The sequence below is a fragment of the uncultured Ruminococcus sp. genome (assembly GCF_946415235.1).
Taxonomy (GTDB): Bacteria; Bacillota; Clostridia; order Oscillospirales; family Ruminococcaceae; genus Ruminococcus.
On record NZ_CAMKRR010000038.1, the window covers coordinates 1 to 24,874 of the forward strand.

General features: G+C 50.0%; 25 protein-coding genes and 1 other annotated feature. Of the genes, 20 read left to right on the forward strand and 5 right to left on the reverse strand.

Annotated elements, in window-relative coordinates:
* Nucleotides 1-142 precede the first annotated feature (142 nt).
* The 18 genes from Q0R37_RS08605 to Q0R37_RS08690 all read left to right on the forward strand — a co-directional run bounded on the left by Q0R37_RS08605 (nt 143) and on the right by Q0R37_RS08690 (nt 16,904).
* Nucleotides 143-400: a hypothetical protein gene (locus Q0R37_RS08605; protein WP_294753379.1), complete on the forward strand. Its 258-nt coding sequence runs from the start codon at nt 143-145 to the stop codon at nt 398-400.
* A gap of 53 nt (nt 401-453) precedes the next feature.
* Nucleotides 454-697 (forward strand) — a binding site (T-box leader).
* A 70-nt stretch (nt 698-767) separates the two neighbouring features.
* Nucleotides 768-2,432, forward strand: coding sequence for a 2-isopropylmalate synthase (locus Q0R37_RS08610; protein ID WP_294753381.1), 1,665 nt, complete (start codon nt 768-770; stop codon nt 2,430-2,432).
* A 34-nt stretch (nt 2,433-2,466) separates the two neighbouring features.
* Nucleotides 2,467-4,164 (forward strand): biosynthetic-type acetolactate synthase large subunit, encoded by a 1,698-nt coding sequence (ilvB, locus tag Q0R37_RS08615; RefSeq protein ID WP_294753383.1) that lies wholly within the window; start codon nt 2,467-2,469, stop codon nt 4,162-4,164.
* Nucleotides 4,165-4,173: 9 nt separating this feature from the next.
* Nucleotides 4,174-4,677 (forward strand): acetolactate synthase small subunit, encoded by a 504-nt coding sequence (gene ilvN, locus Q0R37_RS08620; RefSeq protein ID WP_294753385.1) that lies wholly within the window; start codon nt 4,174-4,176, stop codon nt 4,675-4,677.
* A 148-nt stretch (nt 4,678-4,825) separates the two neighbouring features.
* A complete protein-coding gene (gene leuC, locus Q0R37_RS08625; RefSeq protein WP_294753387.1) occupies nt 4,826-6,094 on the forward strand; it encodes a 3-isopropylmalate dehydratase large subunit in 1,269 nt (422 codons plus the stop codon).
* Nucleotides 6,091-6,582, forward strand: a complete 492-nt coding sequence (gene leuD / locus Q0R37_RS08630; RefSeq protein ID WP_294753388.1) for a 3-isopropylmalate dehydratase small subunit — start codon at nt 6,091-6,093, stop codon at nt 6,580-6,582. Before leuC ends, leuD begins: the two co-directional genes overlap by 4 nt.
* A 19-nt stretch (nt 6,583-6,601) precedes the next feature.
* Complete coding sequence (locus tag Q0R37_RS08635; protein ID WP_294753390.1) at nt 6,602-7,273, forward strand: YhfC family glutamic-type intramembrane protease; 672 nt, start codon at nt 6,602-6,604, stop codon at nt 7,271-7,273.
* Nucleotides 7,270-7,506, forward strand: coding sequence for an Imm7 family immunity protein (locus Q0R37_RS08640; RefSeq protein WP_294753392.1), 237 nt, complete (start codon nt 7,270-7,272; stop codon nt 7,504-7,506). The genes Q0R37_RS08635 and Q0R37_RS08640 overlap by 4 nt, the downstream gene beginning before the upstream one ends.
* Nucleotides 7,507-7,576: 70 nt before the next feature.
* Nucleotides 7,577-8,653: a 3-isopropylmalate dehydrogenase gene (gene leuB / locus Q0R37_RS08645; protein ID WP_294753394.1), complete on the forward strand. Its 1,077-nt coding sequence runs from the start codon at nt 7,577-7,579 to the stop codon at nt 8,651-8,653.
* A 149-nt stretch (nt 8,654-8,802) separates the two neighbouring features.
* Nucleotides 8,803-9,297: a hypothetical protein gene (locus Q0R37_RS08650; RefSeq protein WP_294753396.1), complete on the forward strand. Its 495-nt coding sequence runs from the start codon at nt 8,803-8,805 to the stop codon at nt 9,295-9,297.
* Nucleotides 9,298-9,338: 41 nt separating this feature from the next.
* Nucleotides 9,339-9,725, forward strand: a complete 387-nt coding sequence (locus Q0R37_RS08655) for a RidA family protein (protein WP_294753398.1) — start codon at nt 9,339-9,341, stop codon at nt 9,723-9,725.
* A gap of 153 nt (nt 9,726-9,878) precedes the next feature.
* Nucleotides 9,879-10,211: an SdpI family protein gene (locus Q0R37_RS08660; RefSeq protein WP_294753400.1), complete on the forward strand. Its 333-nt coding sequence runs from the start codon at nt 9,879-9,881 to the stop codon at nt 10,209-10,211.
* Nucleotides 10,212-10,338: 127 nt separating this feature from the next.
* Nucleotides 10,339-11,271 (forward strand): quinolinate synthase NadA, encoded by a 933-nt coding sequence (gene nadA, locus Q0R37_RS08665; protein ID WP_294753402.1) that lies wholly within the window; start codon nt 10,339-10,341, stop codon nt 11,269-11,271.
* A gap of 1 nt (nt 11,272) precedes the next feature.
* A complete protein-coding gene (gene hydE, locus Q0R37_RS08670; RefSeq protein ID WP_294753404.1) occupies nt 11,273-12,310 on the forward strand; it encodes a [FeFe] hydrogenase H-cluster radical SAM maturase HydE in 1,038 nt (345 codons plus the stop codon).
* Nucleotides 12,311-12,363: 53 nt separating this feature from the next.
* Entirely contained in the window at nt 12,364-13,308 is a 945-nt protein-coding gene (locus tag Q0R37_RS08675; RefSeq protein ID WP_294753406.1) for a hypothetical protein, read from the forward strand.
* 15 nt (nt 13,309-13,323) lie between these two features.
* Nucleotides 13,324-14,838: a sialate O-acetylesterase gene (locus Q0R37_RS08680; RefSeq protein WP_294753408.1), complete on the forward strand. Its 1,515-nt coding sequence runs from the start codon at nt 13,324-13,326 to the stop codon at nt 14,836-14,838.
* A 19-nt stretch (nt 14,839-14,857) separates the two neighbouring features.
* Nucleotides 14,858-15,628 (forward strand): type III pantothenate kinase, encoded by a 771-nt coding sequence (locus Q0R37_RS08685; RefSeq protein ID WP_294753411.1) that lies wholly within the window; start codon nt 14,858-14,860, stop codon nt 15,626-15,628.
* A 256-nt stretch (nt 15,629-15,884) separates the two neighbouring features.
* Complete coding sequence (locus tag Q0R37_RS08690) at nt 15,885-16,904, forward strand: hypothetical protein (protein ID WP_294753413.1); 1,020 nt, start codon at nt 15,885-15,887, stop codon at nt 16,902-16,904.
* Between the two features lie 179 nt (nt 16,905-17,083).
* Here the strand turns inward: Q0R37_RS08690 and Q0R37_RS08695 are convergent, their stop codons facing one another.
* The 5 genes from Q0R37_RS08695 to Q0R37_RS08715 form a co-directional block, all read right to left on the reverse strand.
* Nucleotides 17,084-18,898 carry a peptidoglycan DD-metalloendopeptidase family protein gene (locus Q0R37_RS08695; protein ID WP_294753415.1) on the reverse strand — a complete coding sequence of 605 codons (1,815 nt, stop codon included), beginning with the start codon at nt 18,896-18,898 and terminating at the stop codon, nt 17,084-17,086.
* A 135-nt stretch (nt 18,899-19,033) separates the two neighbouring features.
* A complete protein-coding gene (locus Q0R37_RS08700) occupies nt 19,034-19,507 on the reverse strand; it encodes an S-ribosylhomocysteine lyase (RefSeq protein WP_294753416.1) in 474 nt (157 codons plus the stop codon).
* A 5-nt stretch (nt 19,508-19,512) separates the two neighbouring features.
* Nucleotides 19,513-20,364 carry an RluA family pseudouridine synthase gene (locus Q0R37_RS08705; RefSeq protein WP_294753417.1) on the reverse strand — a complete coding sequence of 284 codons (852 nt, stop codon included), beginning with the start codon at nt 20,362-20,364 and terminating at the stop codon, nt 19,513-19,515.
* The gene (locus Q0R37_RS08710) at nt 20,261-21,130 is read right to left on the reverse strand and encodes a hypothetical protein (protein ID WP_294753419.1); all 870 of its coding nucleotides are present in this window, start codon (nt 21,128-21,130) and stop codon (nt 20,261-20,263) included. The genes Q0R37_RS08705 and Q0R37_RS08710 overlap by 104 nt, the downstream gene beginning before the upstream one ends.
* Nucleotides 21,131-21,395: 265 nt before the next feature.
* Nucleotides 21,396-22,031 (reverse strand): histidine phosphatase family protein, encoded by a 636-nt coding sequence (locus Q0R37_RS08715; protein WP_294753421.1) that lies wholly within the window; start codon nt 22,029-22,031, stop codon nt 21,396-21,398.
* 234 nt (nt 22,032-22,265) lie between these two features.
* On the opposite strand from Q0R37_RS08715, the gene Q0R37_RS08720 reads away from it, so the two are divergent.
* Both Q0R37_RS08720 and Q0R37_RS08725 read left to right on the forward strand, forming a co-directional pair.
* Nucleotides 22,266-22,982: a helix-turn-helix domain-containing protein gene (locus tag Q0R37_RS08720; protein WP_294753423.1), complete on the forward strand. Its 717-nt coding sequence runs from the start codon at nt 22,266-22,268 to the stop codon at nt 22,980-22,982.
* Between the two features lie 568 nt (nt 22,983-23,550).
* The coding region (locus Q0R37_RS08725; protein ID WP_294753425.1) for a TrpB-like pyridoxal phosphate-dependent enzyme at nt 23,551-24,874 on the forward strand (1,324 nt) is incomplete at its 3' end.

Consider the following 24,874-nt stretch of genomic DNA (forward strand, 5'->3'; position numbering starts at 1 on the left):
AACCGCCGCAGTCGCCGTGATATACCTGCTTTTCAGCGTATTCACGGGACTGTGGGCGGTGTCATGGATAATATGGGTATTCTACGCGATATACAGGATCGCAGACTATATAAAGTCACAGCAGTAAAATGAGGTGAAGTGTATGTTTATATATGGGATCCCGCTTATGGGTATGCAGTATATGGCAAGCGGCGACGCTCTTTTCCGGATGGCTGCCGAAAACAGAGCTGCCTTCGGCTGGCACGGCGATAAATGGCGCTGTGTCTGCGGTATGGAGAACGATACGAAATTCTGTCCCGAATGCGGGACCAAGGCTCCCGTAAAGCCCTGGAAATGCAGCTGCGGCAAGGATTGCGGTACCAATTTCTGCCCCGACTGCGGCAGCAAAGCTCCTGTATAACAAAGGCTTGACAAATGCTGTTTTTCAGTGTATAATACATAATATCATAATCAACAAATGCGATGAAGGGAAACAAAGCTTGTATATGTTTTCACAGAGAGCCGTCGTCCGGTGCAAGGCGGCAGACAGCTGCAAGTCATAGCTCATCCCCGAGCAGTCGGCTGAAAGCTTCGGCAAATAGGCTTGAACGGGCTCTCCCGTTACAGAGATATGCGTTGATCCGACGCAGACGAGTGGGTGTATTCTTACATCAAGAAGAGTGGTACCACGGAGTATTATTGCAGCTTCGTCTCTTCCATGCCATTGCATGGAGGAGATTTTTTATACCCTCCGCAATGACAGAACGGATCGGAATGGAGGTCATACAATGAATAACGTCAGCAAGTACACAAGGCAGTTCTTTGAAGCGCCGAAAACTTCAATGAAATGGACAGAAAGGTCCTATATCGACAAGGCTCCCCAATGGTGCAGCGTCGATCTCCGCGACGGAAATCAGGCACTTATAATCCCCATGAGCCTCGGTGAGAAGCTTGAATTCTTCCAGCAGCTGGTGGATATCGGCTTCAAGGAGATAGAGATAGGCTTCCCCGCAGCCTCCGAAACAGAGTACGACTTCTGCCGCACTCTTATAGAGCAGAATCTCATTCCCGACGACGTTACCATACAGGTACTCACACAGTCGAGAGAGCATATCATAGAAAAGACCTTTGAAGCCCTCAGAGGCTGCAAAAACGCCATAGTGCATCTCTATAACTCCACGTCCGCTGCTCAGCGCGAACAGGTATTCCGCAAGAGCAGGGAGGAGATACTGGATATAGCCATCAGCGGCGCGAAGCTCTGCAGGGAGTACCGCGAAAAATACGAGGGCAATTACAGATTTGAGTACTCCCCCGAAAGCTTCACGGGAACAGAGCCCGAATTCGCACTGGAGGTGTGCAATGCGGTACTTGACGTGTGGCAGCCCACTCCCGAGGACAAGGTAATAATCAATCTCCCCGTAACGGTGCAGCTCTCCATGCCTCACGTATACGCAAATCAGGTGGAGTATATGTGCGAGAACCTGAAATACCGCGAAAACGTCATAGTTTCCCTCCACCCTCACAACGACCGCGGCTGCGCTGTGGCAGATACGGAAATGGGACTCCTTGCGGGAGCTGAAAGAGTTGAGGGGACTCTCTTCGGAAACGGCGAGCGCACGGGAAATGTGGATATAATAGTCCTCGCCATGAATATGTACTCACAGGGCGTGGATCCGCAGCTCGAGCTCAGCGATATACCTGCTGTTTCGGAGCTCTACACCCGCGTTACGCGAATGAATATCTACGAGCGCCAGCCCTATTCGGGAAAGCTTGTATTCGCAGCCTTCAGCGGCTCTCATCAGGACGCTATCGCAAAGGGTCTGAAATGGCGCGAGGAGGGGCATGATAAGTACTGGACAGTACCCTATCTCCCCATCGACCCCGAGGATATCGGCAGAGAGTACGAATCCGACGTTATCCGCATCAACAGCCAGTCGGGCAAGGGCGGTATCGGCTATATACTCGAAACACGCTTCGGCTACGATCTTCCCAAGAAGATGCGGGAGAGCGTGGGATATCTCGTCAAGGGCGTATCCGACCGCAAGCACAAGGAACTCCTCCCCGACGAGGTCTACGAGATATTCAAGAAGAATTACGTGGATATAGTATCCCCCATAAAGATAAACGAGACCCATTTCGTGCAGCGTGACGGCATCGAGGCTACCATAAGCTTCGATTACAACGGCAGGAAGGTCACTGTCACCGATACGGGAAACGGCCGTCTTGACGCCGTAAGCAACGCTGTACGCTCATATACCAATGCAGACTACAGCCTAAACAGCTACTCCGAGCACGCTCTTGAAGTCGGCTCGGCTTCAAAGGCTGTCTCCTACGTTGAGATAGTTTCGGGCAGCGGAAAGAGCTTCTGGGGCACAGGCATAGACAACGATATCATCACATCCTCCGTAAAGGCGCTGATAAGCGCGGTAAACAATATGCTCAGCGCAGGCTGAGTACCGCAAACACAAAAGTAAAGGACATGATACTATGAAAATATCAGGTGCAAAAATAGTTGTTGAGACCCTGATCGAACAGGGCTGCGATACCATTTTCGGCTACCCCGGCGGACAGGTCATAGACCTTTTCGACGAGCTGTATTCCGCAGAGAGCCGCATAAAGCACATCATCACCGCACACGAACAGGGAGCTGCCCATGCTGCGGACGGCTACGCACGTTCAACGGGAAAGGTGGGCGTTGTGATCGCCACATCGGGCCCCGGGGCTACAAACCTCGTAACAGGCATAGCTACGGCATATCTTGACTCTGTTCCCATGGTGGCTATCACAGGAAACGTCGCCTGCGGCCTCATAGGCAGTGACAGCTTTCAGGAAGTGGATATAGTCGGTATCACCATGCCTATCACCAAGCATAATTTCATAGTCAAGGACATTACCGAGCTCGCCGACACTCTCCGCACAGCCTTCAAAATAGCCAAATCAGGCAGACAGGGACCTGTACTCGTGGATATCCCCAAGGACGTACAGGAAGCTATGTGCGAATACGAATCCAACGCACAGCCCGTCATACCCTACCCCCTGACCTTTGCTTCCGAGGATAAGCTGCAAAAGGCGGCAGCTCTCATAAACAGCTGCGAAAAGCCGTATATCTACTTCGGCGGCGGAGTTATCAGCGGAAAGGCTTCACAGCAGATACTTGCTCTTGCGGAAAAGACAGACGCGCCCTTGGGCTGCTCCCTTATGGGACTTTCCGCCGTTCCCTGCGACCACCCCCGCTTTCTCGGTATGCAGGGTATGCACGGACATTTCGCCTCGAATGCGGCTCTGAGCGAAGCCGACCTCGTCATAGCTCTCGGAGTGCGCTTCAGCAACAGGGCTGCAGGCGATGATTCGCAGTTTTCCAAACATTCCGCCATTATCCATATAGACATTGACGGTGCGGAGCTCCACAAGAATATCCCCACGGATGTTGCCATAAAGGGCGATCTTCACGACTCTCTCGAAAGGCTCATCGCAATGGCTGAGGAGAAGAAGCATCCGCAGTGGACAGAGCGCATAAAGCAGCTCCGTGAAGAGGAAAAGCTTCATACAGCCTCCGCACTGAGCATCGCAAAGGCAAAAAGCGGCGGCAAAAAGCTGAGCCCCTATGATATCGTAGACATCATAAGCGCCCGCGCAGGCGACGACGCTGTTATAGTAACCGATGTAGGACAGCACCAGATGTGGACAGCTCAGCGCTATCCCCTGAAAAAGCCCCGTACATTCATTTCAAGCGGAGGTCTCGGCACTATGGGCTTCGGCCTCGGAGCAGCCGTAGGCGCGGCTTGTGCAACGGGCAGGCGCTGCATACTCTTCACAGGTGACGGCAGCTTCGGCATGGACCTTTGCGAGCTTGCAACGGCAGTATCCCAGCAGCTGCCCATAACAGTTGTCATCATGAATAACGGCGTTCTCGGCATGGTTAGACAGTGGCAGACGCTGTTCTTCGACAAGCGTTATTCAAACACAACCCTCAACAGAAAGACCGACTTCGCAAGGCTTGCGGAAGCCTTCGGCGCAAAGGGCGGTCACGCTTCTTCCGCAGCTGAGCTGGAAAAGCTGGCTGATGAGGCGCTTTCATGCAATACCCCATTTGTTATCGACTGCGCTGTTGACAGCGACGAGTATGTACTTCCCATGCTTCCGCAGGGCGGCTCGATAAACGATATGATAACAGAGATAAAGTGAGGTGACATTATGGAACAGCAGTACGTAATAGGCGTTATAGTTGCCAATGTTTCGGGCGTACTTTCGAGAGTATCGGGTATGTTCACACGGCGGGGCTTCAACATCGACAGCCTTACCGTGGGCGAGACCGAATCAAGCGGCTTTTCACGCATAACCATCGCCTTTCACGGCGACGAGGATATAAAGGAGCGCATACTCCAGCAGCTGCAGAAGCTCCATGATGTCCGAGAGGTGGAAGTGCTCGACAGCAAGGACACGGTGATACGTGAGCTCCTGCTCATAAAGGTCAGGAACAAGGCTGAGATACGTCAGGATATCATGACGGCGGTGGAGATATTCCGCTCAAAGATAGTTGACTATTCCCCGACCTCCCTAACCTGCGAGCTCACAGGCGAGACCTCGAAAATAGACGCATTCATAGAGCTTCTCAAGCCCTTCGGCATCATGGAGATGTGCCGCACGGGCATAGTTGCTATCGAAAGAGGAGAAAACTGCCTCAAAACAGCGAAATAAACGAGTAAATAACTTTTTGGCGGTCAAAAGCGGCTGGCGTTTGTGGTATAATAAGCAATTGCGAACGCCTTATGCTCAATAAACCGTCAATATATTCACATACTCAAACAGACCCGATAAGCATACCTTATCGAAAGGAATGATAAAAATGGCAATGACAATGACGCAGAAGATACTTGCGGCTCACTCGGGCAGGGAGTCGGTCAGCGCGGGAGAGCTTATCCTCGCTGACCTCGACCTCGTTCTCGGGAACGATATAACCTCTCCCGTAGCTATCAAGGAGTTCCGCAGGCTCGGCAGAGACAGCGTGTTTGACAGAGACAAGGTCACAATGGTCATGGATCATTTCGTGCCGAATAAGGACATAAAAGCGGCGGAGCAGTGCAGAATGTGCCGCGATTTCTGCGGAGAACATGACATTACCCATTTTTACGACGTGGGAGAAATGGGCATAGAACACGCCCTGATCCCCGAAAAAGGACTTGTTACCGCAGGGAACGCTGTTATCGGAGCCGACTCCCACACCTGCACCTACGGCGCTCTCGGAGCTTTTTCCACAGGCGTGGGCTCCACGGATATGGCCTGCGGCATGGCTGCGGGCAAGGCGTGGTTCAAGGTCCCATCGGCAATAAAGTTTGATCTCACGGGAAGTCTGCGGAAATATGTCTCGGGAAAGGACGTTATACTCCATATCATCGGAAAGATCGGCGTTGACGGAGCTCTTTACCGCTCCATGGAATTCACGGGCAGCGGACTTGCTTCACTTAATATGGCCGACCGCTTCTGCATTGCCAATATGGCTATAGAAGCAGGCGCAAAGAACGGTATATTCGATGTTGACGAGATCACCCTCGGCTATATCCGCAGCCACGGCTGTGCAGAGCCGACTGTTTACAAAGCCGACGATGACGCGGAATACGACGAGGTAATAAATATCGACCTTTCGCAGATAGAGCCCACCGTTGCTTTTCCGCATCTGCCCGAAAATGCAAGAACTTTTTCGGAAATAGGCGATATCCGTATAGATCAGGTGGTAATCGGCTCCTGCACCAACGGCAGACTTGAGGACCTTATTGCTGCCGCCGAGATAATGAAAGGCAGAAAAGCCGCCAAAAACGTGAGAGTCATCATAATCCCCGCAACTCAGAGAGTTTACCTCGAAGCAATGGAAATGGGACTGCTCAGGACATTCATAGAGTTCGGCGCTGTTGTGTCAACTCCCACCTGCGGTCCGTGTCTGGGCGGATATATGGGCATATTAGCGGCAGGAGAAAGAGCTGTTGCGACTACAAACCGCAACTTCGTGGGACGTATGGGACACACAGAGTCCGAGGTATACCTTGCAAGTCCCGCAACTGCGGCGGCAAGCGCAGTAACAGGCAGGATAACAAGTCCGTGGGAGGCGGCTGAGATATGAAATACACGGGAAATATCATAAAATACGGCGACAACGTGGACACGGACGTTATTATCCCCGCACGTTACCTCAATACCAGCGACCACAGCGAGCTTGCGAGCCACTGCATGGAGGACCTCGACAAGACCTTCGTCAGCCGCGTAAAACAGGGAGATATCATCGCCGCAGGCATGAATTTCGGCTGCGGCTCCTCAAGGGAACACGCTCCCATAGCCATAAAGGCAAGCGGAGTATCTCTCGTTATCGCCAAGAGCTTCGCGCGTATATTCTACAGGAACGCTATAAATATAGGTCTTGCCATAGTGGAGTGTCCTGCGGCTGCGGAGGAGATATCCGAGGGAGATATAGTCGAGGCTGACCTCGATAACGGCATAATACGCAATATAACTACGGGTAAGGAGTACAGAACAGCTCCCTTCCCCGAATTCGTACAGAATATCATCGAAAACGGCGGACTCATGAAGGCTATAGAAAACGGCGTTTTCTGACAGAGATACGGAGATAATCATGACTGATCTTAACTGCCTTCTTGCAGGACTGGCAAGGCTGATCGTCCCTGTGCTCCTGCTCATATTCTGGCACAAAAGGACGGGCGCTCGCATACTTCCCGCACCTGCTGCATTTCTGATATGCCTGCCTGTTTTTACGATTGCAGGTCTTATACGCACAGGCTTCGCTCAGGGTGACCTGCTCCCGTTCTGCATAAAGCAGGGACTGCTCTACGGCATATTTGAAGAGGGCGCGAAATATCTTGCGCTGCGGTATCTGCTGACTTCCTGTGACAGCCGCAAAGACGCCGTCACATACGGCATAGGTCACGGCGCATTTGAGGGCTTCAGCGGCGGTTTAGCGTGTATAAACCTTATCGGCACAGGCAGGGCTGCTCCCGATATCCTCCCCGTGAACCTGTTTACAGCCATTGAAGGCGAAGCCTTTGCCATAGCACTGACCGTACTTATATTCTGCGGCATACAGACGGGCAGGACAAAGCTCATGCTGCCCATAGCAATATTTTTGCACTTTATAAGCAATGCAACAACAACTCTCTACAGCTTCAGCACCCCCATAGTTGTGATAAAAAGCACTGTCATTACCGCAGGTGTATGCTATGCCGCTTACCGCTGCTTTGCGAAGCTGAGAATTGAGAGTGGAGAGTTATCAATTAAGGTGATAAAATGATAGAAATACATGGCTGGATGCATATTTATGCAACATATAAATGCGAGGACCTGCTGCCGCAGGCTGAGATCGACAGTATAATGCGGAAAGTAAAAGATATCGCATCAGACAGCGATAATGGGATAGAATTGCGGTATGTCAACGGTTCTGCTTTTGTAAATACCCTGTATTGCTCAGATCATGCTATGAAGATGACCTGTGACAACCTCGGCACACTGTCTTTTCAGAGCTGATGATAATTAAAAGGCGAAAGGCTCGGGCAAACAGCGCCCCTGCATGGCTGAAAACAGAAAGGAGTATATTATGGAACTGAAGATCGCATTGCTGAAGGGCGACGGCATTGGTCCCGAAATAGCGGACAGCGCCGTCAAGGTACTTGAAAAGACCGCAGGTAAGTTCGGACACAGCTTCACCTTCACGCCTTACCTCATAGGCGGCTGCGCTATCGACGAGACGGGAGTTCCCCTGCCGCAGGAGACTGTGGACGGCTGCCTTGCTTCCGACAGCGTTCTCCTCGGAGCTGTGGGCGGTCCGAAATGGGACGGTCTCGGCGGAGATGTCCGCCCCGAAAAGGCTCTCCTCGGTATAAGAGCGGCTCTCGGACTTTACACCAATCTCCGTCCTGCAAAGCTCTATCCTGCACTGAGGAACGCTTCTCCCCTCAAGGACGAGATAGTGGGCAGCGGCTTTGATCTCCTCATAGTAAGAGAGCTCACAGGCGGTATATACTTCGGCGAAAGAGGTCTGCGCGAGGGTAAATTCGGCACGGAAGCCTTCGATACCGAGGCTTACAGCATCACCGAGATAGAACGTATCGGCAGAGCTGCCTTTGAAGCCGCTATGAAGCGCAATAAGCGCATTTGCAGCATCGACAAGGCAAATGTGCTGGAGTCGTCACGGCTATGGAGAAAGACCATGCACGAGCTTTCGGAGCAGTACCCCGAGGTACACTATACTGATATGCTGGTGGACAATGCTGCCATGCAGCTCGTCCGCGATCCGAAACAGTTCGATGTTATCGTTACGTCCAATATGTTCGGAGATATACTTTCAGATGAAGCATCGCAGATCACGGGCTCTATAGGTATGCTCGCCTCGGCTTCACTGGGAGCTTCAAAGCGCGGACTCTACGAGCCCATACACGGTTCGGCTCCCGACATTGCGGGAAAAGACCTCGCAAACCCTATTGCCACCATACTTTCGGGAGCTATGATGCTCCGCTATTCATTCGGTCTCAACAAGGAAGCCGATGCCATAGAAAAGGCTGTGGACAGGGTACTTGATGAAGGCTGCCGCACTGCGGACATCATAGGTACGGACAAGGGAATGACTCCCCTGACCTGTACGGAAATGACAGAAAGGATATTAAAGGTTATATAATCTTATTACAAGTTCATATGACCTTAATAAAAAATTTAAAAATTACTCCTTGACAAGCTTATGTTTTTGTATTATCATATATTGCAATACGAACCTCCTATGGTGCGTATATAAGCAAATCACACATCTCAAAACAAAGGAGTAATATTATGAATAAGAGATTATTGGGGTTAACATCATCTGCATTCATCCTTGCGGCTGCTTTCACGGGCTGCACTGACGGTAAGGGCAAGAAGCCCGATATCAAGGATTACAAGGGCAGCTACACCTGCAACGGCTATGCTTCGTGGGGCGGCGACAAGTACCCCGACTGCGAAACGATTCAGAACGATCTGAAAAATGATCCTATGACTATATCGGCAGACGGTACTATGCACTTCCACGGAAGCGATTACAAGCTCGTTCCCGAGCGCATAACGGACGAAGCTGTTATATTCAGCATCGACGGAAGCGGCTTCGATCTCAGCAAATATCCTTATAACGGCGTCACGGACAATGATTATGACGGCGCAGTTTACTTCGCAAAGGAAACTCAGCACTATACTGTTAATGATGAGGATCAGACGTATGATACATACAATGTGTACCTCACCGTAAAGGACGACGATTCATGCGCCGCCTATATATCTTTTGAAAAGGACTGAGTTTATAAAGAATAACGATTATCAATAACGGAGGTATTTTTATGCTTACTATCAACACGGAAAAAGCTCCTGCGGCTGTAGGACCTTACTCACAGGCTGTCGTTTCACACGGAATGGTCTACACAAGCGGTCAGATCGCTATCGACCCTGCGACCAATACAATAAAGGGAACAACTATCGAGGAGCAGACAGAGCAGATTATGAAGAACCTTGCGGCTGTACTGGAGGAGGCAAATTCAGGCTTCCACATGGCTGTGAAAACTACCTGCTTCCTTGCGGATATGAACGACTTTGCCGCTTTCAACGAGATATATGGCAGGTACTTCACATCTCTGCCTGCAAGAAGCTGTGTTGCGGTAAGATCACTCCCCAAGGGCGTCCTCGCAGAAGTCGAGGTCATTGCCGAGGTGTCTGACTATTCTTATTGATGCCTTCCGTAAGAGGGCTGAAATAAGCCCTTATTAAACGGAAAACCGTTTAATATCAAAAAATAATCTTCATCTTTGTAGGAATGCACAAATACATCCTGTCGGATTTGGTGATATCCTACAATGACCCTCTGCTGTAAAGGAGGAAAGCTCATGAGTGTTGTTATTATCGTAAATATCATTACTTCACTCGGTATAATGCTCGGCGGCATATGCATGAAAAAATATGCAAAAAATACGTCGGATCACTCCATAGGCTTCAGGACCGCAAGATCCTTGTCAAGCGGCGAGGCATGGCAGTTCGCAAATGAAAAATGCGGTACGGCATGGACAGCTATCGGAGCAGTCTGCCTTGTTATGGCTGTGACTGCGGTATTTCTGTTCTCCGATGACAGCCTTGCACATCTGGCTGTACTTGTTCTGCTCACGGCAGCTGCCGTTTTGTCGGCTGTATGGGTGGAAATGCAGCTCAAAAAGTTTCAGTGATAAATGAACAGCTCCTCTGTCTGCTACAGACAGAGGAGTTTCTTTTTTGCTTGAAAAAATATCTGATATGTGGTATAATATTAAAATAGGCTTATTGTAATTTGAAATCCAGAAAGGAAGTATATCCATGACTGTCCGTGAATTACAGGATAATATCATAAAGCTCAAAAAGCAGACCAATACCGCGATCCTCGCACACTGCTATCAGGCGCGTGAGATATGCGAGATAGCCGACTTCGTTGGCGACAGCTACAAGCTCAGCGTTGACGCAAAGGGTGTATCCGAGGAGAATATCATCTTCTGCGGAGTTCACTTCATGGCGGAAACAGCTAAAATGCTCTCGCCGCAGAAGCGCGTTTACCTCTCCAGCAGACACGCAGGCTGCCCCATGGCAGAGCAGATGGACAGAGACATGATAAGCGCCATACGCGCTCAGGAGCCCGACCGCACTGTAGTTGCATATATCAACACCACTGCCGCTCTCAAAACGGTCTGTGATGTCTGTGTCACATCTTCAAGCGCACTTAAGATAGTAAAGGCTCTCGACAGCGACAAGATACTCTTTATCCCCGACTGCAACCTCGGAGACTATATAAAGAAGCAGTGTCCCGACAAGGACATAAAGCTCCTTCAGGGCGGATGTCCCACACACGCAAGGATAACCGTGAACGAAGTAAAAAAGGCTAAGGAAGAGCACCCCGACGCTCTCTTCCTCGTTCACCCCGAATGTACTCCCAAGGTTGTGGAGCTTGCGGATTATGTTGGCTCAACTACGGGCATAATGGACTATGCAAAGAAGTCCGACAAAAAAGAGTTCATAATCGGCACGGAAAACTCCATAGTGGAGCATTTGCAGTACGACTGCCCCGAAAAGAGCTTCTATCCCGTGAGCCGCGATCTTGTATGTCATAACATGAAGCTCACAACTCTCCCCGATGTGTACAATACTCTCCTTGCCATAAGCGGAGAGGACCGCGATGCCTGTGAGATAATCATGGACGATGAGCTCATAGCTCAGGCAAGAAAGTGCATTGACGAAATGATAAGGCTGGGCGGCTGATATGACGGAAATTGTCGAAAAGCTGTACCGCACAGGCGACCTCAGCGACCATGAGCTGAGAGAGCTGATAAATACTGATGATACTGCCGCCGCGGAGCTGCTACGCAGACGGGCGGACGAGGTAAGGCAGAAAAGCTACGGAAAAAAAGTGTTCCTGAGAGGTCTTATCGAGGTTTCGAGCTACTGTAAGAACAACTGCCTGTACTGCGGTATACGCCGCGGAAATACGGACGCCGACCGCTACAGGCTGTCCCGTGAGGATATACTGAAATGCTGCGGAAACGGCTATGAGCTGGGCTTCCGCACATTCGTAATGCAGGGCGGCGAGGACGCCTTTTTCACGGACGAATTCCTCTGCCCGCTGATATCGGAGATAAAGGAGAAATACCCCGACTGCGCGGTAACGCTCTCCCTCGGTGAACGCTCCTATGAGAGCTATAAAAGGCTGAAAGAAGCAGGGGCGGACAGATATCTGCTCCGTCACGAGGCGGCTTCACAGGAGCTGTACTCAAAGCTCCACCCCGAGGAAATGAGCCTCGATAACCGCAAGCAATGCCTTTTTTGGCTGAAAGAGCTTGGCTATCAGGTGGGAGCGGGCTTCATGGTGGGAGCGCCATTCCAGACAGTTGAGCACCTCATCGCAGACCTGCGCTTTTTGCAGGAGCTGAAGCCGCATATGATAGGAATAGGTCCTTTCATACCGCATCATAATACACCATTTTCCGAGGAAGAAGGCGGCACTCTCGGACTTACCCTGAGACTATTGGGTATACTCAGACTGATGTTCCCGAAGGTGCTGCTGCCTGCCACCACCGCTCTCGGAACTGTTGCTCCCAACGGCAGGGAGCTCGGTCTGCAAACGGGCTGCAACGTGGTAATGCCTAACCTTTCGCCTGTTATGGTGCGTAAAAAGTACGACCTGTACGATAATAAGATATGCACGGGCGAAGAGGCGGCGGAGTGCCGCAGCTGCCTGCAAAAAAGGATAGAGTCCGCAGGCTACGAGGTGGTCTCGGAACGCGGAGACTGCATAGACTGAATAAGCATTATACCAATGACCGCTCTAAAAATCGGAAATCAAAGGAGAAAAATATGCGAGTACGTTTTCATCTGCCCGACTTTTCGGGTAATTTCAAGCTGAATCTGCTCTTTTCGGAGCTCCTTGAACGCAATCCCGAGTTCTTCCGCGAGGGAGTTGAAATTGCTTCATTCTACGGAGTTTTCCCCCCTTCCATATGGAACGGCGGCAGAACTCAGGGCGGAGTATGCGACAAGAACTTTGTCAGGGGCGTAATAAAGGCGTTCAACGACAAGGGCATACCCCTCCGCTTTACGTTCACAAATCCCGCACTGGAGAAAAAACACCTCAGCGACCAGTTCTGCAACATGGTCATGGCTATGGCGAACAACGGTCTCAATGAAGCTATTGTCATGTCACCCGTACTGGAGGACTATATCCGCCATAATTACCCCGATTACAAGCTCACAAGCTCCACCTGCAAGCGCCTGAACACTATCGGGGGACTGCTTGAGGAGCTGAAAAAGGACTACCACATAGTAGTTATGGACTATGACCTCAATAACAGGTTCGACCTGCTGGAGCAGATACCCATGGAGGACAGACCAAAGATAGAGTTCCTTTCAAACGCCTGCTGCGAGCCCGAATGTCCGAGACGTTCCGCTCATTATCACTCCATAGGCGTTCAGCAGATAGCCTACAACGAGCATATCAAAAAGTACCCGAACCTGCCATTTGACGCGGCAAAGTACGATCCCGAGCACTTCCGCGACTGCCCTTACTCTCAGCGGGGGCTCTTTGAGATAAGAAAGCTCCGCACACATATCTCTCCCGATGATATATGGGAAAAATACGTGCCTATGGGCTTTGAGCAGTTCAAGATAGAGGGCAGGACCGCAAGTCCCATAAATGTGCTCGAAACATATATGTACTACATGGCAAAGCCCGAATTCCGCGACGAAGCAAGGTTCACTCTGCTAAAGGCTATGGAAAATTCAGGCGCACTTACTTTTAAATAAAAAGGGGGATAAAATATGAAGATAGCAGCTGTTTTCAGTGATAATATGGTGCTTCAGAGAAACAGGAACATCCGCGTTTTCGGCACCTGCACCAACAATGAAAAGGTCATCACGGTAAGCATACCGGAGCTCCAGAGCTCGGCACGGGCTGTCATAAAGGACGGAAAATGGGAAGCTGTGCTCCCGCCGAGAAGAGAGCTCGGCTCATGTACCCTTGAGGTAAAATGCGGAGCCGTAAAGAAGGTATTCAAAAATGTTGCCATAGGCGAGGTATGGCTCGCAGGCGGACAGTCAAACATGGAATTCGAGCTCCGGCATGAGCGCAGGGGCGCTGCCGCACTGGCAGGCTGTGCAGGCGAGAACGTAAGGTTCTACTATACTCCCAAATGTCCGATGGTGGACGATGAACTCGCCGCCGCAGAAAAGGAGTCGTGCTGGCAGCTGCCGTCCCCCGAGAATTCGCAGGCATGGTCGGCTGTGGGATACTACTTCGCAAAGGAGCTCAGCCGCAGACTGGGCGTTACCGTAGGCATCATCGGCTGCAACTGGGGCGGCTCCTCCGCTTCCGCATGGATAAGCCGCGAATATCTTGGCTATGACAGCCGTCTGCGCCCTTATCTTGACGACTACGACAAGGCGATAGAAGGCAAGACCGACGAGGAAATGATAAGAGAGTTTGACGAATACAACGAAAAGCAGGGAGTATGGGACAGGAACGTAAGGGAATATATGGCTGCGCACCCCAATGCAAAATGGAGCACCGTTACAGCCAAATTCGGCGAAAACAAATACCCGGGTCCCATGAATATCAAAAATCCCATGCGCCCATGCGGTCTGTATGAGACCATGCTGAGCCGCATATCTCCCTATACTCTTGCGGGAGTTCTGTGGTATCAGGGCGAATCCGACGACTTCCGCGCCAAGACCTACGATGTGCTGCTGAAAACCCTTATCGAGAACTGGCGCAGAGACTGGCACGATGACGAGCTGCCATTCCTCATAGTTCAGCTCCCTATGTTCAGATTTGAGGAGGAGCCCGATAATCAGAGCTGGGCTTATGTAAGAGAAGCGCAGGAAAAGGTATTCCGCACAGTAAAGAATACAGGTCTCGCAGTTGCTCTCGACTGCGGCGAGTTCAATAATCTCCACCCAACGGACAAATCACAGGTGGCACACAGGCTCTATTTGCAGGCTATGAATATGGTCTACGGCATACTCGGCGAAAGCGACGCCCTGCCGCCTATGTATGACAGCTATGAGATAATGGGCAGCACCATGCTCATACACCTCAGGAACTGTGCAAAGGGACTCGGAGGCAAGGACGCAAGATGTCTCGAGGGCTTTGAGATAGCAGGCAGTGACGGTGAGTACTTCCCCGCAAAGGCGACTGTAAGACTGCCATATATAGAGCTTTGCAGCGATAAGGTGAAGGTACCCGTTTCGGCGCGCTTCAAGTGGACGAACTACGCTGACGTGGGGCTTTTCGGCATTAACGACCTGCCCCTGCCGCCATTCCGCACGGATAAATAACGCATAAAGGAGAATCATTATGCTTTTAGCAGTAGATATCGGTAATACAAACATTGTTTTCGGCTGTGTTGACAGCAACGACGAGGTAGTGCTCTTCGAGCGCATAAGCACCGACCATAACGCAACAGCTGCCGAATACGCAGTCCTTATCAAGACTATACTTGAAATGAACAGCTTCAACATATCGGACATAGACGACGCTATCATGTCCTCTGTTGTCCCGTCAGTGACAAATACCGTCAAGGAGGCTATCCGAAAGCTTTTCAATGTGGACGTCATGATAGCAGGCCCCGGAGTAAAGACAGGTCTCAATATCCTCATCGACAACCCCGGACAGCTGGGAAGTGATCAGGCTGTGGACGCTGTTGCGGCTATAAATCAGTACCCCGTTCCCCTCATTATCATTGATATGGGTACAGCTACCACTCTTTCCGTCGTTGACAGCAAGAAGAACTACCGCGGCGGAGTTATCCTCACAGGTATGAAGGTCTCTGCTGACGCTCTTACCGCAAGAACGGCTCAGCTCCCGAAGATAAACTTTGAGGTTCCGCCCCATGTTATCGGCACGAACACTATCGACTGCCTCAAGAGCGGAATACTCTACTCCAACGCAAGCGCACTCGACGGCATCATCGACCGCATGGAAGAGGAGCTTGGGGAAAAGTGCACCGTTGTGGCTACGGGAGGTCTCTCAGAGCTCGTTGTGCCGCTGTGCAGAAAGAAGATAATCCTCGACAGCAACCTCCTCATAAAGGGTCTTGCAATCATCTACAAAAAGAATAAGAAATAAGCAAAAAGCTCCGCAGTGCGGAGCTTTTTTCCTGTATACGGTGCATGCTCAATGATGATCGCTGCCCCGAAAGGCGGAACAAACAGACGTTATATGATAAATATATATCTTAAATAATGAATATCCTTGATTTCACTGAGCTTTTGTGCTATTATAAACATGACAGGAAATGCGCCGACCCTTTGCAGCATTGCAGCACTTGGCGTAAATTCGGTAAAAAATGACACAGGTTTTATAAAGAAGGAGTTGTTTACTTATGAATTTAAAACATATCACAGCTATTATCACCGCTTTGTGTTCTGCCGCTTCATGTGCAGTACCAATGGTATCAAACGCAAAAGAAGACGAACTTGCAGAAATGCTCAAAACAGCTTATTCCATGACAGAAGTAAGCGATGTCGATTCTATCATCAATAAAATGAAGGACGATGTGGACATTACTGAAGCGAGCCGCGTTTTCATCAACAGCTTCGGAAAGGTCCTCATTGAGCAGAGAGCCGCAAACAGAATAAACTTCGATATCAAAAAGGACGCTGACTTTGAGGACTGTGAGCGCATAATAAAGGCTGTATGCCCCGATGCGATAATCGACCTCAACACAGATATCGACCTCGACTCCGACCTGCTCGACAGCAGCTTTTACTATAACTTTGCCGATAATTTATCACTGGACGATATGATAAGTTCTGATATCTCCATCAGTCAGGCAAAGGATATATTCAACGCACTCAATGATAAGGGCTATATCAAGGGATTTTATTACCTTGCCGACACATATCTTGAATCCTCGCTGGATTACCTGTTGAGCACTGCGGATCAAACCGTTGATCTGGACGGCGATATCCTCGGCTCTCTCGGAGACCTTTTCTCAGAGACCGATATCGACTTATCCGCTGATCATTTTTCAGATTATGCTGATATGGATCTGTCCTCACTTTTATCGGGAGTTTCAGCGGATTCCTTCAGTATCACACCAAGCTATGACTTTGACATTGACGAGCTTGCCGATATGTACGACCTGAAACTGATTGGCGGCAATATGGGCGGCAGCCTGTTCACAGGTACTGAAATTGATATGTTCAACGCTCTTATGGGAGATTCCAACTGCGATAGCGCTTTCGATCTTGCTGACGCAGTACTTATCATGCAGTCACTTGCTAACCCCAACAAGTACAGTCTGTCCGCACAGGGCAGGTTCAACGCCGATATGGACGACAACGGCGTTACAGTAGGAGACGCTCAGGCAATACAGAAAATGCTTCTCGGTCTCCTTTGATTTGATACATTAAACGAAAAGCTCCACGGATAGTGGAGCTTTTGAGACTGTCAAAAAAAGAGCTTTATATATTATTATGCGGGCGGCGGAACGCCGCCCCTACACAAAGCCACGATATATCCTCAAATTGTAGGGGCGCCGTTTCGGCGCCCTTTTTTGTGTATATTAACAGACTTTTTTCAGTTCTTCTTGTTTTGTTTTTCTTCATCTTTCAGTCTGTTTGCTTCCTCGTTAAAGCTGTCAACGGTATTGACAAATAAAGCAGGGTCGAGGCATATTCCCTCATGACGCACCTCAAAATGGCAGTGGGGACCCGTTGAATTGCCTGTGCTTCCTATCTCACCGATAAGCTGTCCCCTTGAGACCTCCTGTCCCTCAGTAACGAGTACCGCGCTCATATGACCGTATACCGTCTGATATCCGTCAACGTGTCCGAGCTGCACGAAATAGCCGTATCCGCCGGAATTCCAGCCTGCCGACACTACAACGCCGTCAGCAGCCGCATATATCTCCGTACCTGTCGAAGCTGCTATATCCATACCCTTGTGGTTTCTGTCGCTGAGGAACGGGTCGCTGATATATCCTCCGTCCACAGGCCAGCCGAATTCTCCCGTACCCGTAAGTACCGTGCTCGGACTGTCAGGTCTTGCGGCGTATATTCCTATGCCTATCTTCTCCACGACGGGCTGCTTTGTTATGGTTGAGCTTATGGTCTTTCTGGAGTACTCCTTGCCGTCAACATAGGTCACCTCTATATTGCTCAGCTTTTCGCCTCTCTGTCCCCTTGATATGACGTCCCTCGTGCCCACGTTAAGAGAGCTCGTTTCCACCTCTATGGTCTCGTAGTCGAGGAAGGTGACAGGGGATATCTCACGGACATACTGTATGGGCAGGTAGCTCTCGGTCTCGATCACGTTTACAAGCATACCCTTTCGGCAGTTGGAGGTTATCTCGGGGTTGAGCTCCTCAAGCTTGGCAAGGTCCATATTGTACTGCTCGGCAATGGAAACGGCTGTGTCTCCGCGCTTTGCGATATATACCGACTTCTTCTCCTTTGAGGAGGTAAGCAGCTCTATGGCGGCTTTTTCCGTCATAACGCTGTCCGAAAGGTACATACCCTTTGTGTACTCAACATCGCCCTTGTAGCCTACGTCCTTTATAACGCCGTCCACGCGGAAATTCAGTATCCTCTCGTTGAGGGCGTCCTGTACGGCTTCCTTGTTTTTTACGGCTCCCACAAACTTTCCGTCGATATATATACCGTATGCCTCGGAAAGTGTATGGTCTGAAGCCGCAAGCATCTCGTTCGCAAGCTGTGAAGCCGAATAAACCTTGTCATTCTCGTTGATTATCCTTATGGAATACTTCGCGGAAAGGTCTATGGGCTTATCGTTGTCGCCGTAATATATCCTCTGCTGTGCCTCCCGCTCAGCCTCTTCAAAATCAGCCTCGGCAGTTATCATGCCTATCTCCCTGCCGTTGTACTCAACACTGAGACCGTATTCAAGTCCCGAGCCGTAGCGGATTATCCCCACAAGAAAGGCTATGGAAAGCACGGGGAGTATATAATTGAAGGCGGTATAAAATACTCCGTCCTCGCCGAAAAGATAAGTGTACCAGAACTCCGCAAGAGCCTTTTTGTACGCCTCTTCGCCCTCTTTTTTAGCCTTGCGGACCTTTTTCGTCAGCCCCTTATTGAGGTTGAATCGTTCCCTGAACGGGGCTATGAGCTCCATAAAGAGCCATTTCAGCCCTCCAAGCGCAGCTGCGGCAAGGCTCAGAAGGTCGGAAAGTATAAACTTTACGGCTTTAATAAGCCCTTTGAGGACAGATCTTGCGATATTTACGGAAAAGAATCCGAATTTCGGGAAAAATCCGCCGATGCTCAGCCTTTCGTCAGCCGCTCCTGCGGGAACAGGCTCGGGCTTTTTTTCATGGGGCGGTGTACGCTGCCCGCTGTACACGTAATTGTACACGTTATTCTTCTTTTCCAAATCCGCATCTCCTTTCCTCGGTATTTTTTCACCAAACAGTTTATATTATACCAACTTTTTGTGATAATAAAAAGAAATAGATCCTCAAAAAGTCAAAATCCGCAAATATTTCATTATTATACACAAAAAAGCTGCTCAGTTTTTGTCAAAATGCCATGAATAATCAAGCATTTCCACTGTATAGCCCTCAAGCTTTTCAAGCAGAGGCACTACGTCCTTCTTTGCGGAAGCAAGATCGTGCTCACGGTAGTTTCCGCACTCCACCTCCGTACAGCCCGGTATCTCGCCTTCATAGTCCCTTATGAAAGTATATGCGTCACGAACCAGTTTAATGGCGTTTTCGTGGGAAATTCCCCTTGTGAGGAGGTAAAATCCCGTGCGGCAGCCCATCGGTCCTACATAGACGATATTTCTGCCGAACTCGGAATTTCTCGCATAGGTCGCAAAAAGGTGCTCTATAGTATGCATTGAGGGCGTCGCAAGGTATACTCCGCCGTTGGGCTTCACCATGCGGACGTCATAGGTTACGATATCATCGTCTATGCGTGATATGTACATTCCTACGCTGAATTTTGTGTGGTCTACCTGAAAGCTTGCTATCTTTTCCATAATTATTACTCCTTTTCAAATAGTGAAAGTATGTCATCGGGAAGCTCCGAGGTCACAGTTATCTGCTCCCCTGTGAGCGGATCGCTGAACGTCATTCTGCCGCAGTGCAGAGCCTGTCTGCCTATATCCTCACGAAGTCCGCCGTACAGGTCGTCGCCTGCAAGGGGAGCTCCGATATGTGCGAAATGAACTCTTATCTGGTGAGTTCTGCCCGTTTCAAGGTCTATCTCCGCAAGGGAGTACTTTCCGCTGCATTTCAGCCGCTTATAGTGAGTTACGGCTCGCTGTCCGTCCTCACGGACGCACCTGAGTATTATGGACTCTCTCTCACGGGCTATGGGAGCGTCGATAGTGCCGCTCTCGGGGATAACGCCGTGTACGGCGGCGTAGTAGACCTTTTTGCAGCTCCCCTGCAAAAGCTTTGCCGCAAGGGCGTCCTTTGCGATAACACACAGTCCCGAGGTGTCACGGTCGAGCCTGTTCACCGAGCGGAAGGTCAGCCCGGGATATAGGTGAGCGAACCAGTTGCCGAGAGTGTCACCCTGATGGCGTATGGACGGGTGTACGGGTATACCGCCGGGCTTGTCGAACACCACAAGGCTCTCATTCTCAAAGGCAATTGGAACATTCAGGCTCCCGTTCGGTTCGAGGAAGCTGTCGTCCTCAAGGTGCAGGACTATTACATCGCCCTGCCTCACCTCGTCTATGCTGCGGACGAGCTCGCCGTTCCGCGTGATGCCGCCGCTCTGCCGCTTAAGCCTTGTCAGCAGCCGCCTTGACACGCCTTTTTGTCCTGTGAGGAATTTTTCCAGTGTTACGGGATTTTCGGCGTCCACTTTCAGCTCTATCAGCTTCAAGGTACTCGTCCTCCTTGATGAAAATATCTATACTTATGGAATATGCGGTCATGAGCTTGGTCAGACCGAAGGGAAGTCCCGCTATGGTCAGCATCTGCGGCAGATATACCGCCAAAAGCCGCAGGAACACGCTTTTCCTGCCCCTCATGAAGCTCACGGAAAAGACCATTGCACGGAATGCGGTGAGCTTCGGGAAACGCACCAGCAGATAGGGCACAGCCGAGAAGCTCAGCTTCAGGGAAAGCCACATGAATACGGACACAGCTCCGAGAAATATCAGATTTGCCGCGATGAAAACTTCGTCCGCATACATTTTTTCATGTATCATGCCATATGCGGAAACTCCGAAAAATACGGCGGGCGCAAGGGCAAGGAGGCTTATTGCCTTTGTCCACAGCGCTGCCGAGATACTGCGCTTAAGGGTGCATTTCCTCAGCAGTATGCGCGAAAAACTGCCGCACTGTCTGCACTGTCCCTCACCTGTCATGCCGCAAAGCCGATATGCCGCAGCATACGTCAGCGGAGCAACAGTCACGCACCTCAGCACGGTGCTTACGATGGTCACCGCGAGCTGCAGGGGCTCATCTCCGCCGAAGAGCCTTATGGGCGGGATACTGCCGAAATACAGCAGCAGACTGTACACAGCCGCCTCCCCGCAGCGGAAGAAGAGCTCCGCTCCGAGGGGGAGTATGCATATCATCATCGTTCTTGAACGTCTGCCTTTCAGCAGCCTGTCTGAATAGCGGATAAGCTCCCTTACCTTCATATCTGTGCCTCCGAAGAATGTTTTTGCAGATATTATGGGCAGTTTTTCCGTAATTATACAGTATTTTGTGGTAAATAACTTTTTTGGCGGTCGAAAGCAGTCGGGCGTTTGCGTAATTGCCCCGAACTACAAACACAAATTCTGTCAAGACCGCCGTTTACGGCGCTTGTTACAGTTTTGACTGAATTTGCGTTTGTGGTATAATTAGCAATTGCGAACGCAGTATGCTCAATAAACACACAAAAAATTCACATACCCGTATTTTTCAATATTCGTCCTCGGGTATCCTGTCGTAGGGACAGTAGCCGAGAATTTCAAAGGCCTGTGAATTGAGCCACATCTGAGCGGTAACAATAATATCAAAGCCGCCGCCTGCCTCTGCGGTTATCTGCGAGGGCGGGAACTTCGGTATGCCGAAGCAGCTGAGCATATTGGATATTATGCCGCCGTGGGTTATCATGGCGCAGTGGGTGAGACCCGATTCCATCATGTCCATTATCACCGCATGGAGAGCCTTATAGGTACGTGCGGTCAGCTCCTCAAGGCTCTCGCCGTTGGGCGGTCTGCTCTCCTTTGTGCCGCGGAGCCACTGATTATAGTCGGCGCGTTTAGCAAGCTCGTCTATGCTCTTGTTCTCGAAGTCGCCGAAGTTGAGCTCCCTTAGGTCGTCAACGGTCTGGAGCTCGGTATACGGAAAAAGTATCTCCGCAGTCTCGGTGCACCTTCTCAGGGGCGACGAGTAGACACGATGCACCGTAGGGTAGTCGAACTCGTCCATCTTGGCGGCAAGGTCCGCCGCGCCCTTGTCTGAGAGCGGCAGGTCGGTACTGCCTATGTATATGCCTTTTTCGTTTGCCTCCGTCATTCCGTGACGGAGCACGCTTATCCTGTAACCTTTCATGGCACTCTCCTTTTTGATATTGGTTTATCCGAAAAACTTTCCCGTATATGCATACAGGTAGGATAATTTTGCACAAAAATACTGCTCGTTTTTTTAACTCTTAGTAAATTTCACGAAAAATACTACTATTTCATACAAATTCTTTCACATTTCTGCATATTTACAAATTATACATTTTGTATTATAATATATATATAGAATTTTTTGATAAAATCAGGATTTGGAGGAATTTCAATGAACTCGGATTTCGCACGTATCATTACTTTACAGCGAAAGGAAAGACATATAAGTCAGAAGCAGGCTGCTACGGATCTCGGCATTTCACAGGCTCTTCTGTCACACTACGAAAAAGGCATTCGAGAGTGTGGTCTTAATTTCCTTGTAAAGATCGCAGACTATTACAATGTTTCCTGCGACTATCTGCTGGGCAGAACTCCCGAACCCGAGGGAAAGACCATTACTATCGAAGATATTCCCGATGACGACGGAAACAACAGCATGAAAATGCCTTCTCCCGAGATCATCAACTTCAACAGAAGGATTATCAACAACTCGATCAGTCTGCTGTTCAGCCTTGCTCAGAAGGCAAACAGCATTACCCTTATAAAAGAGGTATCCTCTTACCTCATGCTGTCGGTATACAAGCTTTTCCGTATCGTTTACAACGCTAACCCGCATAACGACCAGAAGCTCTTCCGTATACCCAAGGTCATCGCAAACGACAGTGCAAACGCTATCGTATCCATGAGCGAAGCCAATATCAAAGCCGCTTCCAGCGGTATCGCCCTCGACGGAAACGACTGCGTAAACAATTTCGATACCCTCTACGTCACAACAGCAACTCTTCAGAAGGACTACGCTCAGTACTCCTCCTCTCTCCTCAACCTCATCAAGCGCAGCGAAGAGAGCATCTCCCGTACACGTGCAAAGTACAGAAGCGATATCAAGTAATATTATACCACTTTTGCACACTGTTGAAAAGCCCTTTTTTGATTTTTCACCGCGCTTTTCGGTAAAAAATCATGCTATTGACCGTATATCAGCAAGTCCGGAAGGAGCTTTTTTGAAATTTCACAACAATTTTCCTTGATGCCTAAACAGATTATTAGTTGCTTTCGTGGAAAAACAGCCCGTTCTATTGACATCACGGTATATGTATGCTATAATTTATTGTAGTAAACCGTTGAAGAAGAGTGAGTAGCTCATGTCTGTCCTTTTCAGAGAGCCTGCGGCCGCTGCGAGCAGGTAAGTATGACAAGAGTGAATGGACTTCCGAGGGCGAGCTGAAGGTGTATGTATGCACTGTGTATGTGAGCCGCAGAGACCCTGCGTTAACAAAGTCGGCGTATAAAAGTACGCAGTGAGTGGACGCACAGGCGTCAAGCAGGGTGGCACCGCAGAAGAATCACAGCTTCTGTCCCCGCAATTATGCAGGGACAGGAGCTTTTTTATATTCCCGTCTCAGCATAGTACTGACTCATTTATAATAATAAAGTGAAAGGGAGATTTTACTATGTCAATGTCAGATGAAAGAATACCTTACAAGATCTATCTTGAGGAGAACGAGCTTCCCAAGCAGTGGTACAATGTACGCGCTGATATGAAGAAAAAGCCCGCTCCTCTTTTAAACCCCGGCACAGGCAAGCCCTGTACAGCTGAGGAGCTCAGCCACGTTTTCTGCGACGAGCTCGTAAAGCAGGAGCTCGACGAAACAACTCCTTATATCGACATCCCCGCAGAAATACAGGACTTCTACAAGATGTTCCGTCCTTCTCCGCTCGTAAGAGCTTACTTCCTTGAGAAGAAGCTGGGCACACCTGCAAAGATATACTACAAGTTCGAGGGCAACAATACAAGCGGAAGCCACAAGCTCAACTCCGCTATCGCTCAGGCTTACTACGCTAAGAAGCAGGGCCTCAAGGGCGTTACCACAGAAACAGGCGCAGGTCAGTGGGGTACAGCTCTTTCAATGGCTTCTGCTTACTTCGGTCTCGACTGCAACGTATACATGGTAAAGGTAAGCTACGAACAGAAGCCCTTCCGCCGTGAGGTTATGCGTACCTACGGTGCAAACGTAACTCCTTCGCCTTCAACGACTACTGAGATCGGCAGAAAGATACTTGAGGAATTCCCCGGCACTAACGGAAGCCTCGGCTGCGCTATCTCAGAGGCTGTAGAGGCTGCTACTTCAAAGGAAGGATACCGCTACGTTCTCGGAAGCGTTCTTGCACAGGTACTCCTCCACCAGTCTATCATCGGTCTTGAAGCAAAGGCTGCTATGGACAAGTACAACATCAAGCCCGATATCATCATCGGCTGTGCAGGCGGCGGTTCAAACCTCGGCGGTCTTATCTCACCATTCATGGGCGAAAAGCTCCGCGGCGAAGCTGATTACCGCTTTATCGCTGTTGAACCTGCTTCATGCCCGAGCCTTACAAGAGGTACCTACGCTTACGACTTCTGCGACACAGGTAAGGTTTGCCCTCTCCAGAAGATGTATACCCTCGGCAGCGGCTTCATGCCTTCACCTAACCACGCAGGCGGTCTCCGCTATCACGGTATGAGCTCCATACTCTCCGAGCTTTACGATCAGGGTCTTATGGAAGCTACTTCTGTTGAGCAGACAGCTGTATTCGAGGCTGCTGAGATGTTCGCAAGAGTTGAGGGTATCCTCCCCGCTCCCGAGAGCAGCCATGCTATCCGCGCTGCTATCGACGAAGCTCTCAAGTGCAAGGAGACAGGCGAGGAGAAAACTATCCTCTTCGGTCTTACAGGTACAGGTTATTTTGATATGTACGCTTACGGCGCATACAACGACGGCAAGATGAGCGACTATATCCCCA

Bases quoted from the DNA above. Each gene is read 5' to 3' on its own strand.
- Q0R37_RS08605 (WP_294753379.1), top strand. From the start codon at position 143: ATGTTTATATATGGGATCCCGCTTATGGGTATGCAGTATATGGCAAGC.
- Q0R37_RS08685 (WP_294753411.1), top strand. From the start codon at position 14,858: ATGCTTTTAGCAGTAGATATCGGTAATACAAACATTGTTTTCGGCTGT.
- Q0R37_RS08680 (WP_294753408.1), top strand. From the start codon at position 13,324: ATGAAGATAGCAGCTGTTTTCAGTGATAATATGGTGCTTCAGAGAAAC.
- leuB (WP_294753394.1), top strand. From the start codon at position 7,577: ATGGAACTGAAGATCGCATTGCTGAAGGGCGACGGCATTGGTCCCGAA.
- Q0R37_RS08610 (WP_294753381.1), top strand. From the start codon at position 768: ATGAATAACGTCAGCAAGTACACAAGGCAGTTCTTTGAAGCGCCGAAA.
- Q0R37_RS08660 (WP_294753400.1), top strand. From the start codon at position 9,879: ATGAGTGTTGTTATTATCGTAAATATCATTACTTCACTCGGTATAATG.
- Q0R37_RS08650 (WP_294753396.1), top strand. From the start codon at position 8,803: ATGAATAAGAGATTATTGGGGTTAACATCATCTGCATTCATCCTTGCG.
- Q0R37_RS08675 (WP_294753406.1), top strand. From the start codon at position 12,364: ATGCGAGTACGTTTTCATCTGCCCGACTTTTCGGGTAATTTCAAGCTG.
- Q0R37_RS08715 (WP_294753421.1), bottom strand. From the start codon at position 22,031: ATGAAAGGTTACAGGATAAGCGTGCTCCGTCACGGAATGACGGAGGCA.
- Q0R37_RS08640 (WP_294753392.1), top strand. From the start codon at position 7,270: ATGATAGAAATACATGGCTGGATGCATATTTATGCAACATATAAATGC.
- Q0R37_RS08655 (WP_294753398.1), top strand. From the start codon at position 9,339: ATGCTTACTATCAACACGGAAAAAGCTCCTGCGGCTGTAGGACCTTAC.
- nadA (WP_294753402.1), top strand. From the start codon at position 10,339: ATGACTGTCCGTGAATTACAGGATAATATCATAAAGCTCAAAAAGCAG.
- Q0R37_RS08635 (WP_294753390.1), top strand. From the start codon at position 6,602: ATGACTGATCTTAACTGCCTTCTTGCAGGACTGGCAAGGCTGATCGTC.
- ilvB (WP_294753383.1), top strand. From the start codon at position 2,467: ATGAAAATATCAGGTGCAAAAATAGTTGTTGAGACCCTGATCGAACAG.
- leuD (WP_294753388.1), top strand. From the start codon at position 6,091: ATGAAATACACGGGAAATATCATAAAATACGGCGACAACGTGGACACG.
- hydE (WP_294753404.1), top strand. From the start codon at position 11,273: ATGACGGAAATTGTCGAAAAGCTGTACCGCACAGGCGACCTCAGCGAC.
- Q0R37_RS08700 (WP_294753416.1), bottom strand. From the start codon at position 19,507: ATGGAAAAGATAGCAAGCTTTCAGGTAGACCACACAAAATTCAGCGTA.
- Q0R37_RS08720 (WP_294753423.1), top strand. From the start codon at position 22,266: ATGAACTCGGATTTCGCACGTATCATTACTTTACAGCGAAAGGAAAGA.
- ilvN (WP_294753385.1), top strand. From the start codon at position 4,174: ATGGAACAGCAGTACGTAATAGGCGTTATAGTTGCCAATGTTTCGGGC.
- Q0R37_RS08690 (WP_294753413.1), top strand. From the start codon at position 15,885: ATGAATTTAAAACATATCACAGCTATTATCACCGCTTTGTGTTCTGCC.
- leuC (WP_294753387.1), top strand. From the start codon at position 4,826: ATGGCAATGACAATGACGCAGAAGATACTTGCGGCTCACTCGGGCAGG.
- Q0R37_RS08710 (WP_294753419.1), bottom strand. From the start codon at position 21,130: ATGAAGGTAAGGGAGCTTATCCGCTATTCAGACAGGCTGCTGAAAGGC.